At 73.9% G+C, this 17,241-nt stretch carries 15 protein-coding genes and 1 pseudogene; 10 read left to right on the plus strand and 6 right to left on the minus strand.

Annotated elements, in window-relative coordinates:
- Positions 1-72: 72 nt before the first annotated feature.
- Both B124_RS13235 and B124_RS13240 read left to right on the plus strand, forming a co-directional pair.
- A pseudogene (locus tag B124_RS13235) lies at positions 73-495 on the plus strand (DUF5753 domain-containing protein); the annotation flags it as partial.
- Positions 492-707, plus strand: coding sequence for a DUF397 domain-containing protein (locus B124_RS13240; protein ID WP_496502983.1), 216 nt, complete (start codon positions 492-494; stop codon positions 705-707). The pseudogene B124_RS13235 and the gene B124_RS13240, both read left to right, overlap by 4 nt.
- 286 nt (positions 708-993) lie before the next feature.
- Here the strand turns inward: B124_RS13240 and B124_RS13245 are convergent, their stop codons facing one another.
- From B124_RS13245 to B124_RS13255, 3 genes are all read right to left on the minus strand, one after another.
- Positions 994-1,989, minus strand: a complete 996-nt coding sequence (locus tag B124_RS13245) for an MFS transporter (protein WP_496502984.1) — start codon at positions 1,987-1,989, stop codon at positions 994-996.
- A 166-nt stretch (positions 1,990-2,155) separates the two neighbouring features.
- Positions 2,156-3,400 (minus strand): adenylate/guanylate cyclase domain-containing protein, encoded by a 1,245-nt coding sequence (locus B124_RS13250; RefSeq protein WP_496502985.1) that lies wholly within the window; start codon positions 3,398-3,400, stop codon positions 2,156-2,158.
- Positions 3,401-3,473: 73 nt separating this feature from the next.
- A complete protein-coding gene (locus B124_RS13255) occupies positions 3,474-4,340 on the minus strand; it encodes a biotin--[acetyl-CoA-carboxylase] ligase (protein WP_496502986.1) in 867 nt (288 codons plus the stop codon).
- 284 nt (positions 4,341-4,624) lie between these two features.
- Between B124_RS13255 and B124_RS13260 the strand changes: the two genes are divergently transcribed.
- From B124_RS13260 to B124_RS13280, 5 genes are all read left to right on the plus strand, one after another.
- The gene (locus B124_RS13260; RefSeq protein ID WP_496502987.1) at positions 4,625-6,232 is read left to right on the plus strand and encodes an acyl-CoA carboxylase subunit beta; all 1,608 of its coding nucleotides are present in this window, start codon (positions 4,625-4,627) and stop codon (positions 6,230-6,232) included.
- Positions 6,233-6,248: 16 nt separating this feature from the next.
- Entirely contained in the window at positions 6,249-6,461 is a 213-nt protein-coding gene (locus B124_RS13265) for an acyl-CoA carboxylase epsilon subunit (RefSeq protein WP_496502988.1), read from the plus strand.
- Positions 6,462-6,581: 120 nt separating this feature from the next.
- On the plus strand, positions 6,582-6,728 hold the full coding sequence (mmpB, locus tag B124_RS13270) for a morphogenic membrane protein MmpB (protein WP_496502989.1): 147 nt from the start codon (positions 6,582-6,584) through the stop codon (positions 6,726-6,728).
- Positions 6,729-6,767: 39 nt separating this feature from the next.
- Positions 6,768-7,376 carry a Maf family protein gene (locus B124_RS13275; RefSeq protein WP_496502990.1) on the plus strand — a complete coding sequence of 203 codons (609 nt, stop codon included), beginning with the start codon at positions 6,768-6,770 and terminating at the stop codon, positions 7,374-7,376.
- Positions 7,377-7,648: 272 nt separating this feature from the next.
- Positions 7,649-9,406 carry an acetyl/propionyl/methylcrotonyl-CoA carboxylase subunit alpha gene (locus tag B124_RS13280; protein WP_496502991.1) on the plus strand — a complete coding sequence of 586 codons (1,758 nt, stop codon included), beginning with the start codon at positions 7,649-7,651 and terminating at the stop codon, positions 9,404-9,406.
- A gap of 42 nt (positions 9,407-9,448) precedes the next feature.
- Here B124_RS13280 and B124_RS13285 read toward each other — a convergent pair whose 3' ends face one another.
- A complete protein-coding gene (locus B124_RS13285) occupies positions 9,449-10,882 on the minus strand; it encodes an MFS transporter (RefSeq protein WP_496502992.1) in 1,434 nt (477 codons plus the stop codon).
- Positions 10,883-11,000: 118 nt separating this feature from the next.
- Here B124_RS13285 and B124_RS13290 point away from each other — a divergent pair, with 118 nt between their 5' ends.
- Positions 11,001-11,582 carry a TetR/AcrR family transcriptional regulator gene (locus B124_RS13290; RefSeq protein ID WP_496502993.1) on the plus strand — a complete coding sequence of 194 codons (582 nt, stop codon included), beginning with the start codon at positions 11,001-11,003 and terminating at the stop codon, positions 11,580-11,582.
- A gap of 305 nt (positions 11,583-11,887) precedes the next feature.
- Here the strand turns inward: B124_RS13290 and B124_RS13295 are convergent, their stop codons facing one another.
- The gene (locus tag B124_RS13295; protein ID WP_496503037.1) at positions 11,888-12,832 is read right to left on the minus strand and encodes a DeoR/GlpR family DNA-binding transcription regulator; all 945 of its coding nucleotides are present in this window, start codon (positions 12,830-12,832) and stop codon (positions 11,888-11,890) included.
- 158 nt (positions 12,833-12,990) lie between these two features.
- A complete protein-coding gene (locus B124_RS13300) occupies positions 12,991-14,442 on the minus strand; it encodes an NAD(P)H-quinone dehydrogenase (RefSeq protein WP_496502994.1) in 1,452 nt (483 codons plus the stop codon).
- A 99-nt stretch (positions 14,443-14,541) separates the two neighbouring features.
- On the opposite strand from B124_RS13300, the gene B124_RS13305 reads away from it, so the two are divergent.
- Together B124_RS13305 and B124_RS13310 are read left to right on the plus strand one after the other, a co-directional pair.
- Positions 14,542-15,348, plus strand: coding sequence for a purine-nucleoside phosphorylase (locus B124_RS13305; RefSeq protein ID WP_496502995.1), 807 nt, complete (start codon positions 14,542-14,544; stop codon positions 15,346-15,348).
- Between the two features lie 191 nt (positions 15,349-15,539).
- Positions 15,540-17,219, plus strand: a complete 1,680-nt coding sequence (locus B124_RS13310) for a phospho-sugar mutase (protein WP_496502996.1) — start codon at positions 15,540-15,542, stop codon at positions 17,217-17,219.
- Positions 17,220-17,241: the final 22 nt, after the last annotated feature.

Below are 17,241 nucleotides of genomic sequence, written 5' to 3' on the forward strand. Positions count from 1 at the left end.
CTCGGCGTCGCCGGTCACCTCGGCCGCCGTCCGCGCATCAGACATGACCACTCCTCTCTGTAGCGAAGCCCCGAGCAGGCACACGAGCGCGTGAGTCTCGTGGCACAGCGGCAGGAGTCGCTGCTCCGGAAGCGCCCGCCGCTGGTCGTCGTCGTGCTGGACGAGAGCTGCCTGCGCCGCCCGATCGGCGAACCGGCCGTCTGGAACGCCCAGTTGGCCCGGCTGGTGGGGTTCGCGGAGCTGCCGAACACCATGCTCCAGGTCGCCCCGTTCACCATGGGGGCGCGCCGGCCGTTCAATCTGCCGGTCTACATCCTGACGATGCCGGACCGCGGGTTGGTGGCGTACGCCGAGTCCGCCCAGCAGGGGCATCTCGTGCGGGACAACTCCTGCGTCGTGCCCTTGCTGACGGCCTGCCATCAGTTGCAGGCCGAAGCGCCTTCCCAAGCGGAGTCCGCAGCCGTGATCGACCAGCTCCGAAAGGGCACCCCGTGACGACTGAATCCCCCTCCCCCCGCTGGCACAAGTCCTCCTACAGCGACAACGGCGGAGCCTGCATCGAGGTCGCCGCCAACGTCGCCGCTACCCGCGGCATCGTCCCCGTCCGCGACTCCAAAGACCCGAGCGGCCCGGTCCTGGACTTCACCGCCGACGCGTTCTCGTCCTTCGTGGCGGGCGTGAAGACCGGCGAGTTCCGTACCGACTGACCGCCCGGCCACGCTCGTCGCAGCGTAACGGGTTCCCCGAGCCCCTGCCCCGGGAGACCGGCCCCCGCCACGTGGCGGGGGCCGCGGTCACGTGGCGCGACCGGGTGCGGGTGCTACCCGCGGTGCCGGCGTCGGCGCCGGTCGGCGGGTGGGCGTTCCGGGTGCGCTTTGCCGTGACGAACCGGGGCAACCCGCCCGCGAAACCGGCTCAAATCGCCCACAGGGATCGAGTTTCGCCCGGTCGTGTGCACGTTCCCACCCAACCTCGCGGCGGGACCGAGCAGACTCAGGCGGCCGGCAGCTCCCGCCCCAGCCGCGCCAGCGGCGACACCGCCATCACCGCCGGCGACACCAGCATCCCCGCCGCCGTCACCACCAGGCTCGTCCGCAGGCCCCACCCCTGCGCCAGCCAGCCGCCCAGCAGCGAGCCCACCGGCGTCAGGCCCATTCCCGTGAACGTGATCGTCGCCGCCGCCCGGCCCTGCATCCCCGCCGGGGTGGCCGCCTGCCGGACCGCCATGACCGTGACGTTCACCAACTGCCCGGCCGCGCCGAACACGAAGCCGATCGCGACCAGCACGCCCACCGTCGCCGCGGACGACCCGCTCAGCGCCGGTACGCACAGGAACACCCCGTCGGCCACCGCCGCCGCCGACACCAGTACCGCCCCGTAGCCGTACCGCCGCGGCAGCCGGGAGGCCAGCAGCGCCCCCGCCAGCGCGCCCGGCCCCGGCGCCGCGAGGACGAGCCCCACGACCGTGCCCGACAGGCCCAACTCCCGCGGCAGGTACAGCAGGTAGACGGTCATCACCGCCGCCAGCGAGAGCTGGAACGCGGCCGACGCCAGGCACACGGTCCGCAGCACGGCGTTTGCCGCCACGAAGCGCAGGCCCTCGTGGATGCGCCGCCAGACCCGCGCCGGGCGCTCGGGGCGCTCCGGCCGCTCCGGGCGCTCCAGGTGCTCCGGCCGCTCCGGGAGCCGTTCCCTCCTGCGTATTCGGCGGATCGACAGGAACGAGAGCGCGAAGCACACCGCGCCCGCCCCGACCGCCACCGCCGCCGACAGCAGCGACACCAGCGCACCGCCCAGCGCCGGGCCGCCGATCTGCGCCGCTGACCGGCTGCCCTCCAGCGCGCTGTTGCCCTGCACCAACTGGCCGCGCTCCACCAGCCGTACGAGAGACGCCTGGTAGGCGACATCGAAGAACACCGACAGCGCCCCCACGGCGAAGACGACCACGAACAGCGCCGGCAGCCCGAGCCACCCCGCCGCCCCGGCCACCGCCGCCGCGAAAGCCCGCCCGTCAGCCCATACGCACTTCGCGGTGACAAAGCCGGGGTAACCCACCCGCAAAACCGGGACAAATCACCCGCAGGGGCCGACTTTCGCCCAACGGCGCACACACGACCGCCCCTGCCCGCCGTCACCCCCGCCGTCAGCCCCGCCGTCAGCCCCGGCGGCTCAGCAGCCAGGGCTCCACCACGCCCAGCCCCCGCACCGGCCGCTGCCACATCGGCTGCAGCGTGAAGCGGTACGACGGCACCTCCCCCGTGCCGCCCTCCGCCGCCGCCTTCTCCGCCGCGGTGGCCGCCGCCTCGGACTCGGGGGCGTCGCCGTCCCGTATCAGCTCGGCGGCGAAGTCGCCGTGCACCAGCACCGTGTCCTTCGGCGCGATCGACGTCAGCCGCGACGCCAGGTTCACCGTCGTGCCGAACACGTCGCCCATCCGCGTGGTGACCGTGCCGAACGCGATGCCCACCCGCAGCTCCGGCATCGTCTCGTCGTGGGCCAGGGTCTCGATCAGCCGCACCCCGATCTCCGCCGCCGTGCCCGCGTCGTCCGCGGAGAACAGCACCTCGTCGCCCAGGGTCTTGATGAGCCGGCCGCCGTGGGCGACGACCAGGTCGGCGGCGGTCGTCTCGAACGCCTCGACCAGCTCGCCCAGCTCCTCCTCCTCAAGACGCCGGGTCAGCCGGGTGAAGCCCACCAGGTCGGCGAAGCCCACCGCGAGGCGGCGGTCGACCATCTCGTCGTCGTCCTGCGCCTGGACGACCCGGCCGGTGGCCGCGGCGAGCTGACGGCGCCAGACGTAGACGAGGAACTCCTCCAGCTCCGGCAGCAGCAGCTCGACCAGCGGGTAGGCGATCTCCGTACGGGACATGCCCTCCTGCGGCTCGGTGAGCCCTTCGAGGAACGAGTCGATCTGCCAGTCCGCGAGCCGGGCCGTGGTCTGCCCGGTGGAGCGCGCCACCTGCACCGCCATGCTCTCGCTCAGCAGCCCGGCCTCCACCAGGCCCGCGAGCCGCCGCAGAGCGAGGACGTCGGCCTCGGTGAGCGCCTTGGCCTGGCCGATGTCGGCGAAGCCCATCGCGCGCCAGAAGCGGGCCGCCAGCTCCATCGGCACGCCCGCCGCGCGCGCGGCCTGGAAGGGGGTGTAGCGGCGGTCGGAGCCCAGGATGAGCTGCTCGATACGGAGCGCGATCGGGTCTTCTTCACCCTCCGGCCCTTCCGGACCTTCCGCCCCCTCCGGATTCTCCGATCGCTCCGGACTTTCCGGACTCTCCGGTCTCCCCAGCCCCTCCGGGGCTTCTGCACCCCCGACGCCCGCCGCATCCGCCGCGCCCGCCGAGCCGTCCGGACCCGCCGGGTCCCTCCGCTCCTCCGCACCAGAGGAGCCCGCAACCTCACTCACCGGCTGCCCCCTCCCCCCGTCCGTTCCGGCCACCGCTCTTGCGGTCTCAACGATACGGGAAGTGTGGCCCAGCTCACTCCGCCTCGGCCGCGGGCCGCAGGTGCACCACGTCCCCCGCGCTCACCGGCTCCGCCAGCCCCGCCGCCGTGGCCAGCACCAGCCGGCCGTCGCCGTCCACCGCGACGGCCTCCCCCGTCACCGACGTCCCGCCCGGCAGCTCCGCGCGGACCTGCCGGCCGAGTGTCGCGCAGCCCGCCGCGTACGTCTCCTGCAGCCGGGCGCCGGCCGGGTCGCCGCCGGCGGCACGCCAGCTTCCGTACCACCGCTCCAGCGACCGCAGCACCGCGCGCAGCAGCGGGTCCCGGTCGGTGACCTTCGCGCCGGCCAGCGCCAGCGAGCCGGCCTGGGGGACGGGCAGTTCACCGGCGCGCAGGGTGACGTTGATGCCGATGCCCAGGACCACTGACTCGCTCTCGGCGTCGGGGCGCTCCACGAGGATGCCGCCCGCCTTGCGCTCCTCGCCGCCGACGGTCACCAGCACGTCGTTCGGCCACTTCAGCGCCGTGTCCACGCCCGCGGCCCGCGGCAGCGCGGTCGCGACGGCGACGCCCGCGAGCAGCGGCAGCCAGCCCCACCGGCTGACGGGTACGCCCTCGGGGCGCAGCAGGACGGAGAAGAAGAGCCCGGATCTGGGCGGTGCCGACCACGGGCGGTCCAGCCGGCCCCGCCCCGCCGTCTGCTCCTCCGCGATGAGCACCGCCCCCTCGGGGGCGCCCTCGCGGGCGCGCACGGCGAGGTCGGCGTTCGTGGAGCCGGTGGCCTCGACGACGTCGAGCGACGTCCACAGCCCTCCGGGCCGTACGAGCGCCCGGCGCAGCGCGTCGGCGTTCAGCGGCGGACGGTCGAGGTCGGACCAGCGGCTTCCCCGATCTGCACTCATACCGCCACCCTACGGCCAGGCATCCGCCCCGCCGCCGCCCCCGCGCCCGGCCGGCGCCGGGAGCCCGGTGCCGGTGGCACCCCGGGTCCCGGGGGACCGGAGGACCGGCAGACCGGCAGTCCGGCAGTCCGGCAGTCCGGCCGACCAGCGGACGCCACGCCGCGGGTGTGGCCAACGCCGCACCCGTAGGGCCGCCGCGCGCCGATAGCCTACGTAGCGGTAAGTCCCGCCCTCCCCCGGGTCCCCGCCCGGGGGTGCCCCCGACGAGCAGGAGCTGCACCGCGATGGCCAAGGCGCCCGAGCCCCCCGCCGAGACGGCGGACAGCCACACGACCGCCGGCCGCCTCGCCGACCTCAGCCGGCGGATCGAGGAGGCCACGCACGCCGGGTCGGCGCGCGCGGTGGAGAAGCAGCACGCGAAGGGCAAGCTGACCGCGCGCGAACGGGTCGAGCTGCTGCTGGACGACGGGTCGTTCACGGAGCTGGACGAGTTCGCCCGGCACCGCTCGACGAACTTCGGCATCGAGGCCAACCGCCCGTACGGCGACGGTGTGGTCACCGGCTACGGGACGGTCGACGGCCGCCCCGTCGTGGTCTATTCACAGGACTTCACGGTCTTCGGCGGCTCCCTCGGCGAGGTCTACGGCGAGAAGATCGTCAAGGCGATGGACTTCGCCATGAAGACCGGCTGCCCCATCATCGGCATCAACGACGGCGGCGGCGCGCGCATCCAGGAGGGCGTCGTCGCGCTCGGGCTGTTCGCGGAGATCTTCCGCCGCAACGTCCACGGCTCCGGCGTCATCCCGCAGATCAGCGTCATCGTCGGCCCGTGCGCGGGCGGCGCGGTGTACTCCCCGGCCATCACGGACTTCACGGTCATGGTGGACGGCATCTCGCACATGTTCATCACGGGCCCCGACGTCATCAAGACCGTCACCGGCGAGGACGTCGGCTTCGAGGAGCTGGGCGGCGCCCGTACGCACAACACCACCTCGGGCGTCGCGCACCACATGGCGGGCGACGAGAAGGACGCGTTCGAGTACGTCAAGGCGCTGCTGTCGTACCTGCCGTCCAACAACCTCAGCGACCCGCCCGCCTTCCCCGAGGAGGGCGAGCTGTCGGTCACCGACGAGGACCGCGAGCTGGACACCCTCATCCCGGACTCGGCGAGCCAGCCGTACGACATGCACACCGCCATCGAACACGTGCTGGACGACCGCGAGTTCCTGGAGACCCAGGCGCTGTACGCGCCGAACATGGTCACCGGCTTCGGCCGCGTCGAGGGGCATCCGGTCGGCATCGTCGCCAACCAGCCGATGCAGTTCGCCGGCTGCCTGGACATCAAGGCCAGCGAGAAGGCCGCCCGCTTCGTGCGCACCTGCGACGCGTTCAACGTCCCGGTGCTCACCTTCGTCGACGTCCCCGGCTTCCTGCCGGGCACGGACCAGGAGTACGACGGGATCATCCGCCGCGGCGCCAAGCTGATCTACGCCTACGCCGAGGCCACCGTGCCGCTGATCACGGTGATCACGCGCAAGGCGTTCGGCGGCGCGTACGACGTCATGGGCTCCAAGCACCTCGGCGCCGACCTGAACCTGGCCTGGCCCACCGCGCAGATCGCCGTCATGGGCGCGCAGGGCGCGGTCAACATCCTCTACCGCCGCACGCTCGCCGCCATCGAGGACGGGCAGGAGCGGGAGAGCCGGCGCGCGGAGCTGATCCAGGAGTACGAAGACGCGCTGCTGAACCCGTATGCGGCGGCCGAACGCGGGTATGTAGACGCCGTGATCATGCCGTCGGAGACGCGGCGGCAGGTGGCGAAGGGCCTGCGGGTGCTGCGCACCAAGCGGGAGACGCTGCCGCCGAAGAAGCACGGGAACATCCCGCTGTAGAAAGCCAGGAGGGCCGATGTCCGACGAGATCAAGGTCGTCCGGGGCAACCCGACGGCAGAGGAGCTGGCGGCGGCGCTCGCGGTGGTCCAGGCGCGGGCGGCCTCGTCCGCGGCGGGGGCGCGGGGCGGGCCCGCCGGCGAGTGGGCGGACCCGGCCCGGCGGGTGCTGGCCCGGCGGACGCCGCAGCCGGGGCCGAAGGCGTGGCGTACGACGTACTGGCCGTCGTGACAGCCATCGTGACAGCCGTCGTCACCGACCGTTCCAGAAGGGGGTACGCGCCCGCGCGCCGCCGGTAAGTGAGTACCCGTACTCAGGCGCGCGGGGGCGCCGGTCCTGGACCATCGGAGGATGCTCTGGTCCGACCCTCCAGACGAGCCCGACGCGGAGTTGCGTGCGGCGGAACGGCGGCTGCGCCGCGCCGGTTGGCTGCTTGCGCTGGCGGCGGTGGTGTCGCTGGCCCTGGGGGCGGCGGGACCCGGCACGCTGCCGATGTGAGGCTCACGGGTGTCACCGCCGCCGCTTACGATGGCGCCCATGACCCGCCACCCCGCCCGCACGCTCGTGCTCGCGTCGCAGTCCCCCGCCCGGCTCGCCCTGCTCCGGCAGGCGGGGCTCGCGCCCGAGGTGCTCGTCAGCGGCGTCGACGAGGACGCTGTGACCGCCGCCACCCCGGCGGAGCTGGTCCTCGTGCTCGCCGAGGCGAAGGCCGGCGCCGTCGCCGCGCGGCCCGAGGCGGCGGGGGCGCTGGTCGTGGGCTGCGACTCGGTGCTGGAGTTGGACGGCAGGCCGCTGGGCAAGCCCGAGGACGCCGAGGACGCCACGGCGCGGTGGAAGGCGATGCGGGGCCGCTCCGGGGTGCTGCAGACGGGCCACTGCGTGATCGACACGGCCTCGGGCCGGCGGGCGGGCGCGACCGCCTCGACGGTGGTGCGGTTCGGCGAGCCGAGCGACGCCGAGATCGCCGCGTACGTCGCGACCGGCGAACCGCTCTACGTGGCCGGGGCGTTCACCATCGACGGCCGCTCGTCGGCGTTCATCGACGGCATCGACGGCGACCACGGCAACGTCGTGGGGATCTCGCTGCCGCTGCTGCGCCGGCTGCTCGCGGAGCTGGACGTGCAGATCACCGATCTCTGGGTGTAGCCGGACGGGCGACCCGAAAAGATTCGGTCTCGGCTTCGTATGGTTCCCACAAAAAGATGCACCGTCCATCTGCTCCGTGGGCGCGAGACCTTGGCCACATACCGGTTTCGCGCGCACGGCCCAGAATGCGGCGTACCTTGGGAACTCAGGGCTACGCGCCCGCGTGCGGCGGCGCGGATCACCCTCTGTGTGGGAAAGCTCACCTCCGTGAGCCCGCAGCGCAGAGGTGTCGCCATTACCTAAAATCTCGGTGTTCCGAGAAGGGAGCCAACGTGCGCAAGGTGCTCATCGCCAACCGCGGCGAAATCGCCGTCCGGGTCGCCCGCGCCTGCCGGGACGCGGGCATCGCGAGCGTGGCCGTCTACGCCGCGCCCGACCGGGACGCCCTCCACGTCCGCGTGGCCGACGAGGCGTTCGCGCTCGGTGGTGACACCCCGGCCACCAGCTACCTCGACATCGCCAAGGTGCTGCAGGCCGCCCAGGACTCGGGCGCGGACGCCGTCCACCCCGGGTACGGATTCCTGTCGGAGAACGCCGACTTCGCCCAGGCCGTCCGCGACGCGGGCCTGACGTGGATCGGCCCGCCGCCGCAGGCGATCCGCGACCTCGGCGACAAGGTGTCCGCCAGGCACATCGCCCAGCGCGCCGGCGCACCGCTGGTCGCCGGCACGAAGGACCCGGTCGCGGGCGTCGAGGAGGTCACGGCGTTCGCGGAGGAGCACGGGCTGCCGATCGCCATCAAGGCCGCCTTCGGCGGCGGCGGTCGCGGGCTGAAGGTCGCCCGTACCCTCGAAGAGGTCCCCGAGCTGTACGAGTCGGCGGTGCGCGAGGCCATCGCCGCGTTCGGCCGCGGCGAGTGCTTCGTCGAGCGCTATCTCGACCGGCCGCGGCACGTGGAGACGCAGTGCCTCGCGGACAAGCACGGGAACGTGGTCGTGGTCTCCACCCGGGACTGCTCGCTGCAGCGCCGCCACCAGAAGCTGGTGGAGGAGGCGCCGGCGCCGTTCCTGTCCCCGAAGCAGAACGCCGAGCTGTACCGTGCGTCGAAGGCCATCCTGAAGGAGGCGCGCTACGAGGGCGCGGGCACCTGCGAGTTCCTCGTCGGCCAGGACGGCACGATCTCCTTCCTTGAGGTCAACACCCGCCTCCAGGTGGAGCACCCGGTGACCGAGGAGGTCACGGGCATCGACCTGGTGCGGGAGATGTTCCGCATCGCCGACGGCGAGGAACTGGGGTATGACGACCCGCCGGTGCGCGGGCACTCCATCGAGTTCCGCATCAACGGCGAGGACCCGGGGCGCAACTTCCTGCCGGCGCCCGGCACGGTGACGGCCTTCGAGCCGCCGGCCGGGCCCGGCGTGCGGCTGGACGCGGGCGTGGAGTCGGGCAGCGTGATCGGCCCGGCATGGGACTCGCTGCTGGCCAAGCTGATCGTCACGGGCGCCACCCGGCAGCAGGCGCTCCAGCGGGCGGCCCGCGCGCTGGACGAGTTCACGGTCTCCGGGATGGCGACGGCGCTGCCGTTCCACCGCGCGGTGGTGCGGGATCCGGCGTTCGCCCCGGCTTCCGCGGTGGAGCCGTTCAGCGTGCACACCCGGTGGATCGAGACGGAGTTCGCGGGCGGCATCGCGCCGTTCGCCGGCGGCGCGGACGCCGAGGCGGAGGAGGAGAGCCGCGAGACGCTGGTCGTCGAGGTCGGCGGCAAGCGCCTGGAGGTCTCGCTCCCGTCCTCGCTGGGCGCGGTCGCCTCGGCGGCGACCGGGCGGGCGAAGCCGAAGCGGCGGGCGGCGAAGAAGTCCGGCTCGGCGGTCTCGGGCGACGCGCTGGCCTCGCCCATGCAGGGCACGATCGTGAAGGTGGCGGTCGAGGAGGGCCAGCAGGTCGCGGAGGGCGACCTGGTGATCGTGCTGGAGGCGATGAAGATGGAGCAGCCCATCAACGCCCACCGCGCCGGCACGGTCAAGGACCTCGCGGCGGAGATCGGCGCGACGGTCTCCTCCGGCGGCGTGATCTGCGAGATCAAGGACTGACCGGCACGGGGCGGGCCCGCGGGGCCCGCCCCTGACGCGCCCTCACGACGCGGGCCGTACGTTCCGGGCCCCGGCCATCAGCAGCAGCGCGACCGCGGAGAACGCCGCCGCGGCGGTGAACGCGGCGCCCGTACCGTCGAAGAACGTGTGGCCCGAGGAATGCCGCAGGCCCGCGTCGAAGACCGAGACCAGCACGGACAGGCCCAGGCTGCCGCCGACGTACTGCATCGTCTGCAGCAGCCCGGAGGCCGACCCCGCGTCCTCGGGCTCGACGCCGCTGAGGATGAGGGTGGTGAGCTGCATCATGGTCAGCCCGACCCCGACGCCCATGAGCACCAGCGGGCCCAGCAGCCCGTCGGCGTAGCCGGCGGAGGCGTCGAGGCGGGTGAGCCACAGGATGCCGGCGGTGTTGAGCGCCAGGCCGGTCAGCGCGGTGCGCTTCGGCCCGAACCTGGCCTGGGCGCGCGGCGCGAGGCGCGAGGCGGCGAAGAGCGGCAGGGTGAGCGCCAGGAACGCCAGGCCCGCGCGGAACGGGCTGTAGTCGAGGTGCTGCTGCAGATACTGCGTCGTGAAGTAGAAGACGCCGAACATCCCGGCGGGGATCATCAGCATCGTCGCGTACGCGACCGACCGGTTGCGGTCGGTGAAGAGCCGCAGCACCACCAGCGGCCGGCGGACGCGGAGTTCGACGGCCAGGAAGCTGCCGAGCAGCGCCGCGGCGGCGGCGAAGGCGCCGAGCGCGAGGGAGTCGCTCCAGCCCTGCTCGGCGGTGCGGATGAAGGCGTAGACGAGCGAGGTCATGCCCAGGGTGCCGAGCAGCGCGCCGGGGACGTCGAACGGGCCGCGCTGGCGCGGGGTTTCGTCGAGGTGGCGCGGCGCGAGCCAGGCGATGGCCAGGCCCACGGGAAGGTTGATCAGGAAGACCCAGTGCCAGGACGCGATGTCCGTGAGCGCCCCGCCGAGGACCAGGCCGAGCGCCGAGCCGGCGCCGCTGATGGAGGCGAAGACGGCGAGCGCGCGGGCGCGCTGGCGGCCTTCGGGGAAGGTCGTGGCGATCAGCGCGAGGGTGCTGGGTGCGGCGAGGGCGGCCGAGACGCCCTGCGCGGTACGGGCGAGGAGCAGCCAGCCGCCGCCGGGCGCGAGGCCGGCGAGCAGGGAGGCGGCGGTGAAGGCGAGCACACCGGTGACGAGCGCGCGGCGGCGGCCTATACGGTCGCCTATGCGGCTGCCCAGGAGCAGCAGGCCGCCGAAGGCGAGGGTGTAGAGGTTGAGGATCCAGGACATCCGGGTCGGGGAGAAGCCGAGGTCGAGCGCGATGTCGGGAAGTGCGACGTTCACCACCGTGGCGTCGACCAGGAACATGAGCTGGGTGGCGACGATCGCGGTGAGCGCGAGCCCCGGGCGGGCGCGGACGGGACCTCGGGCGGCCCGGCCGTGGACGTCCTGGCCCGTGGCGGTGCTCAGGGATGTGGACACAGAGGTGCCTCCGGTAGCAGAATGAAATGGAGGGTGACTCCGCTTCACTATACGGAGGCTGCCTCCGTTTTCGCAATGGCATTCTGGGCTGCGGCGGGGACGACGAAGGGTGGTGCCCATGGCAACGGCGCAGGGCCGGCCGATGCGCGCGGACGCGCGCCGTAACTACGAACGCCTGCTCACCGAGGCCGCGGCGGCCTTCGCCGCGCGCGGTGCGGACGCCTCGCTGGAGGAGATCGCGCGTCGCGCGGGCGTCGGCATCGGCACTCTGTACCGGCACTTCCCGGACCGCTTCGCGCTCATGGGTGAGGTGTTCCAGACGCAGGTCGACGAGCTGGACGCCGCGGCACGAGCGCTGGCCGCTGAGCCCGGCGGGACGCCGATGGACACGCTGACGGCGTGGCTGCGGCGGTATCTGGACGCGTCCTCCACGATCCGCGGGGTCGCGGCGACGCTCATGGACGAGGGCCTGATGCTGGACTGCAAGAAGCGGCTGCACGGAACCGTCGAGCTGCTGGCCGCCCGCGCCCGGGAGTCCGGCGAGCTGCGCGCGGACGTCGACGCCGTGGACATCCTGCGGCTGGCGAGCGCCGTCGCCTACGCGGCGGAGAAGGCGTCGGTGAAGACCCCGGAGGACACCGGGGTGGCCGACCGCCTGCTGGGCCTGATCCTGGACGGCCTGCGCACGCGTCACGCCTGACGGCGGCGGCCCGGCGCGGGGTTACGCGCCGCGGGCCGGCGCCCGGCGCGCCCGCGGCGGAACCGGGAGCCGGGCAGCGAGACGGGGCCGCAAGACCCGGCAGCGAGACCGGGAAGCGAGACCCCGTATCGCACGCGGCATCCCGCCGCTGGACCGAGACGGCACCGGCCCCGCGACGCTCCCGGGCAAGCAGGTCCGCGAGGGCCACCGCCCCCACCGTCACCCCGGCGACGCCGGGGGCCCCGGGCCCCGCGACGCTCCCCGGGCGAGCGGGTCCGCGGGGGCCACCGCCCCCGCCGTGCCCCCTACCGCCGTCGGGGGGCCAGGTCCGCGACCCGGCCCTGGTCCGGCAGCGCCGCCGCGGTGCGCATCGTCGACGCCGCGGCCTGCGGCGTCCGGCGCTGGCCCGGCAGCGGCACGCTCTCCTCGCCGCGCCGCCGTTCACCTCCGTGCCGGGTGTGCCGACGCGCAGCCGGCGGACTGCTGTCACCGCCCACCGGCTGCTCCGGGCCCGCCACCGCGATCTGCACCCCCTGGTCCGCCAGGGCCTGCAGCTCGGTGGCCGCGCGCTCGTCGGCCGGCGGCGGGTCATCCGTGACCAGCCGCGTGATCACGTCGGTGGGCACCGTCTGGAACATGGTGTCCGTGCCGAGCTTGGAGTGGTCCGTGAGCACCACGACCTCCGCCGCGGCCTGCACCAGCGCCCGGTCGACGCTCGCCGAGAGCATGTTGGACGTGGACAGCCCGCGCTCGGCGGTCAGCCCGCTGCCGGAGAGGAACGCGCGTGAGACGCGCAGCCCTTGGAGCGACTGCTCGGCGCCGCTGCCCACCAGCGCGTAGTTGCTGCCGCGCAGCGTGCCGCCGGTCATGACGACCTCGACCCGGTTCGCGTGCGCCAGCGCCTGGGCGACGAGCAGGGAGTTGGTCACGACGGTCAGGCCGGGGATGCGCGCGAGCCGGCGGGCCAGCTCCTGCGTCGTCGTGCCGGCACCGACGACGATGGCCTCGCCCTCCTCGACGAATCCGGCGGCCAGGTCGGCGATCGCGGTCTTCTCCGCGGTCGCGAGATGTGATTTCTGCGGGAAGCCGGACTCGCGGGTGAAGCCGCCCGGAAGGACCGCCCCCCCGTGCCTTCGGTCCAGCAGCCCTTCTGCTTCCAGGGCGCGTACGTCTCGGCGCACGGTCACCTCGGAGGTCTGTACGACTCGGGCAAGCTCTCGGAGGGATACGGCCCCATTGGCCCGTACCATTTCCAGGATCAACTGACGACGTTCTGCAGCGAACACGAAACCGACAGTAACGCCAAAGACCGGGTTCTTTCAGCCGCTTCCACCGATGAGAAGAAAGTGCTCCTTGGCGACAGCCGAAGGTGGTATGGGCGCCCGGTTCGTCCCGGACTGCCCGGGACCTAGTCTCCGCCGATCGGCTTGCTGGCCTGGAGCTGGCGCGCGACCTCCGCGATCGAACCCGACAGCGAGGGATAGACGGTGAACGCCTTCGCGACCTGTTCGACGGTCAGATTGTTGTCTATGGCGATCGAGATGGGGTGGATCAGCTCGCTGGCCCGCGGCGCGACCACCACGCCGCCCACCACGATCCCGGTGCCGGGGCGGCAGAGCAGCTTCACGAAGCCGTCCCGTACCCCCTGCATCTTGGCCCGCGGGTTGCGCAGCAGCGGCAGTTTCTGCACCCGCGCCTCAATGCGCCCCTCGTCCACGTCCGACTGCTGGTAACCGACCGTGGCGATCTCGGGATCCGTGAACACATTGGCGGAGACGGTCTTCAGCCGCAGCGGCGCCACGGTCTCGCCGAGGAAGTGGTACATCGCGATCCGGCCCTGCATCGCCGCCACCGAGGCGAGCGCGAACACGCCCGTGCAGTCCCCCGCGGCGTAGACGCCAGGGGCGCTCGTCCGCGACACCTTGTCCGTCACGATGTGCCCGGAGTCCGTCAGCCGCACCCCGGCCTCCTCCAGGCCGATGCCCCGGGTGTTGGGCACCGCGCCGACCGCCATCAGGCAGTGCGTGCCGGTGATCACCCGGCCGTCGTTGAGCGTCACCTCGACCCGGTCGCCGACGCGCTTGGCGCCCTGCGCGCGCGAGCGGCTCATCACGTTCATGCCGCGGCGCCGGAAGACGTCCTCCAGCACCGCCGCCGCGTCCGGGTCCTCGCCCGGCAGCACCCGGTCCCGGCTGGAGACCAGCGTGACCCGCGAGCCCAGCGCCTGGTACGCGCCCGCGAACTCCGCGCCGGTGACGCCTGAGCCGACGACGATCAGCTCCTCGGGCAGCTCGTCGAGGTCGTAGACCTGCTTCCAGTTCAGGATCCGCTCGCCGTCGGGCTGCGCGTCGGGCAGCTCGCGCGGGCTGCCGCCGGTGGCGATCAGCACCGCGTCGGCGACCAGCTCGGCCGGCTCCCCCGCGGCGGCCCCGGTCACGTGCACCGTGCGCGAGCCGTCCGGGGCCTGCTGCGGCGAGACGCCCGCCCGGCCGCGTACGACCCGGCCGCCGGCCCGCGTCACGCTCGCGGCGATGTCCTCGGACTGGGCCAGCGCCAGCCGCTTCACCCGGGTGTTGACCTTGCCCAGGTCCACGCCGACGACGCGGGCGGCCTGCTTGTCCGGCGGGGTGTCGTCCGCGACGATGATGCCCAGCTCCTCGTACGAGGAGTCGAAGGTGGTCATCACCTCCGCGGTGGCGATCAGCGTCTTCGACGGAACGCAGTCGGTGAGCACCGACGCGCCGCCCAGGCCGTCGCAGTCGACGACCGTCACCTCCGCGCCGAGCTGCGTGGCGACGAGCGCCGCCTCGTACCCTCCGGGGCCACCACCGATGATCACGATCCGAGTCACGTGCCCCATTGTCCCTCGCCGTCCCCGGCAGCTCCCGCGCGGGGCCGCGGGTGCCGCTGTGGGGGGCCGCTTCTACGCGCGTAGGGGGTAACGGGCTAGGCTCGTCGCGTGAACGCATCCACTCCGCACGCCGCCCCCGACGCGGCGGCCGCAGCCGACCGTCTCCGCGAGCTCACCGGGGCCGAATCCCACGACGTCGCCCTCGTGATGGGCTCCGGCTGGGTGCCCGCGGCGGACGCGCTGGGCACGCCAGAGCACGAGCTGCGCGTCACCGACCTGCCCGGTTTCCCGCCGCCCACGGTGGCCGGCCACGCCGGGCGGATCCGCTCGTACCGGCTGGGCGGCAGACGGGCGCTGGTCTTCCTCGGCCGTACGCACCTCTACGAGGGCCTCGGCGTCGCCGCCGTCGCACACGGCGTGCGCACGGCCGCGGCGGCGGGCTGCAAGACGGTGGTGCTCACCAACGGCTGCGGCGGGCTGCGCGAGGGCATGCGTCCCGGCCAGCCGGTGCTGATCGGCGACCACATCAACCTCACCGCCACCTCCCCGGTCGAAGGCGCCCGCTTCGTCGATCTGACGGATCTGTACGCGCCGCGGCTGCGGGCCCTGTGCAAGCAGGTGGACCCCAGCCTGGAGGAGGGCATCTACGCCCAGTTGCCGGGCCCGCACTACGAGACGCCGGCCGAGATCGAGATGCTCCGCCGCCTCGGCGCCGACCTGGTTGGCATGTCGACGGTCCTGGAGGCCATCGCGGCCCGCGAGGCGGGCGCCGAGGTGCTGGGGATCTCGCTGGTCACGAATCTGGCGGCGGGCATGACGGGCGAGCCGCTGAGCCACGAGGAGGTGCTCCAGGCGGGGCGCGACTCGGCGGCGCGGATGGGCGGGCTGCTGGCCGAGGTGCTGCGCCGGGTGTGACGGCCGGGTTGATGACCGGGCCGTACGCGCCGGGGCGTACGCCGCGACGGGCGGGGAAGGAACGGGCCGTGACCCACGGGCCTGGACACATGAGCCGGGACACATGAGCCGGGACGGCAGGCCGGGACACATCAGCCGTGACGGCGGGCCGGGAACCGAGAGAGGACCACAGTGACTGAGGACGACAACCGGTGACCGCGGACGCCGCCGGGCTCGCCGCCCGCGCCAGGACGTGGCTGGCCGAGGACCCCGACCCCGACACCCGGGCCGAGCTGGCCGCCCTGCTGCGGGCGGACGACACCGCCGCCCTCGCGGACCGCTTCGCCGGCACGCTCCAGTTCGGCACCGCCGGGCTCCGCGGTGAGCTGGGCGCGGGGCCGATGCGGATGAACCGCGCCGTCGTCATCCGCGCCGCCGCGGGGCTGGCCGCGTACCTGAACGAGCAGGGCGCGGGCGGCGGGCTGGTGGTCGTCGGCTACGACGCCCGGCACAAGAGCCACGCCTTCGCCGAGGACACCGCCGCCGTCATGACCGGTGCCGGCTTCCGGGCCGCCGTCCTGCCCCGCCCGCTGCCGACGCCGGTGCTGGCCTTCGCGATCCGCCACCTCGGCGCGGTCGCCGGGGTCACCGTCACGGCCAGCCACAACCCGCCGCGCGACAACGGCTACAAGGTCTACCTGGGCGGTGGTTCGCAGATCGTCCCGCCCGCGGACGCCGCGATCGCCGCGGCCATCGCGGTGGTGGGCCCGCTCGCGGACGTGCCCCGCCCGGAGGGCGGCTGGGAAGTGCTGGGCGAGGAGGTCGTCGAGGCGTACCTCGACCGGGCCGCCACGGTCGTCACGGCGGGCGGTGCCCGGGACGTCCGTACGGTGCACACCGCGCTGCACGGCGTCGGCGGCGCCACCCTCGCCGCCGCCTTCACCCGTGCCGGCTTCCCGGCCCCGGTGCCGGTAGCGGCGCAGGCGGAGCCGGACCCGGACTTCCCCACCGTCGCGTTCCCCAACCCGGAGGAGCCGGGGGCGATGGACCTGGCGTTCGCCACGGCCGGCGGGGCGGACGGGGTCGACGTGATCATCGCCAACGACCCGGACGCGGACCGCTGCGCGGTGGCCGTACCGGACGCAGGCTCAGGCCAGGGCTGGCGGATGCTGCGCGGCGACGAGGTCGGCGCCCTGCTGGCCGCGCACCTCGTACGCAAGGGAGCCACCGGCACCTTCGCCGCGTCCATCGTCTCCTCCTCCCTCATGGGCCGGATCGCCCGGGCGGCGGGCCTGCGGTACGAGGAGACGCTGACCGGCTTCAAGTGGCTGGCCCGCGTCGAGGACCTGCGCTACGCCTACGAAGAGGCCCTCGGCTACTGCGTCGACCCCGCCGGCGTCCGCGACAAGGACGGCATCACCGCCGCCCTGCTCGTCGCCGAACTGGCCGCCGGGCTGAAGGCGTCGGGCCGCACCCTGCAGGACCTGCTGGACGACATCGCGGTGGAGCACGGCCTCCACGCCACGGACCAGCTCTCCGTCCGCGTAGCGGAACTGGACGTCATCGCGGCGGCGATGCGGCGCCTGCGCGACTCCCCGCCGGTGTCGGCGGCGGGCCTGCGGGTGACGCAGGCGGAAGACCTCGCGGCGGGCACCGCGGCCCTCCCCCCGACGGACGGCCTGCGCTACACCCTGGCGGGCGACCCGGCGCGGGGCGTGCAGGCGGCCCGGGTGATCGTCCGCCCGAGCGGCACGGAACCGAAGCTGAAGTGCTACCTGGAGGTGGTGGTCCCGGTCCCGGACGGCCGTCCCGGTCTGCCGGCGGCCCGGGCGACGGCGGCGGAGGCACTGGCGGCGCTGAAGGCGGACCTGTCGGCGGCGGCGGGGCTCTGATCGGCGGTGACCGGCGGCGGCC

The sequence above is a fragment of the Streptomyces sp. CNP082 genome (assembly GCF_059570535.1).

Excerpts from the sequence above, each read along its gene's own strand:
- B124_RS13255 (WP_496502986.1), bottom strand. The coding sequence starts at position 4,340 with ATGAGTGCAGATCGGGGAAGCCGCTGGTCCGACCTCGACCGTCCGCCG.
- B124_RS13260 (WP_496502987.1), top strand. The coding sequence starts at position 4,625 with ATGGCCAAGGCGCCCGAGCCCCCCGCCGAGACGGCGGACAGCCACACG.
- B124_RS13265 (WP_496502988.1), top strand. The coding sequence starts at position 6,249 with ATGTCCGACGAGATCAAGGTCGTCCGGGGCAACCCGACGGCAGAGGAG.
- mmpB (WP_496502989.1), top strand. The coding sequence starts at position 6,582 with ATGCTCTGGTCCGACCCTCCAGACGAGCCCGACGCGGAGTTGCGTGCG.
- B124_RS13275 (WP_496502990.1), top strand. The coding sequence starts at position 6,768 with ATGACCCGCCACCCCGCCCGCACGCTCGTGCTCGCGTCGCAGTCCCCC.
- B124_RS13290 (WP_496502993.1), top strand. The coding sequence starts at position 11,001 with ATGGCAACGGCGCAGGGCCGGCCGATGCGCGCGGACGCGCGCCGTAAC.
- B124_RS13295 (WP_496503037.1), bottom strand. The coding sequence starts at position 12,832 with ATGGTACGGGCCAATGGGGCCGTATCCCTCCGAGAGCTTGCCCGAGTC.
- B124_RS13300 (WP_496502994.1), bottom strand. The coding sequence starts at position 14,442 with ATGGGGCACGTGACTCGGATCGTGATCATCGGTGGTGGCCCCGGAGGG.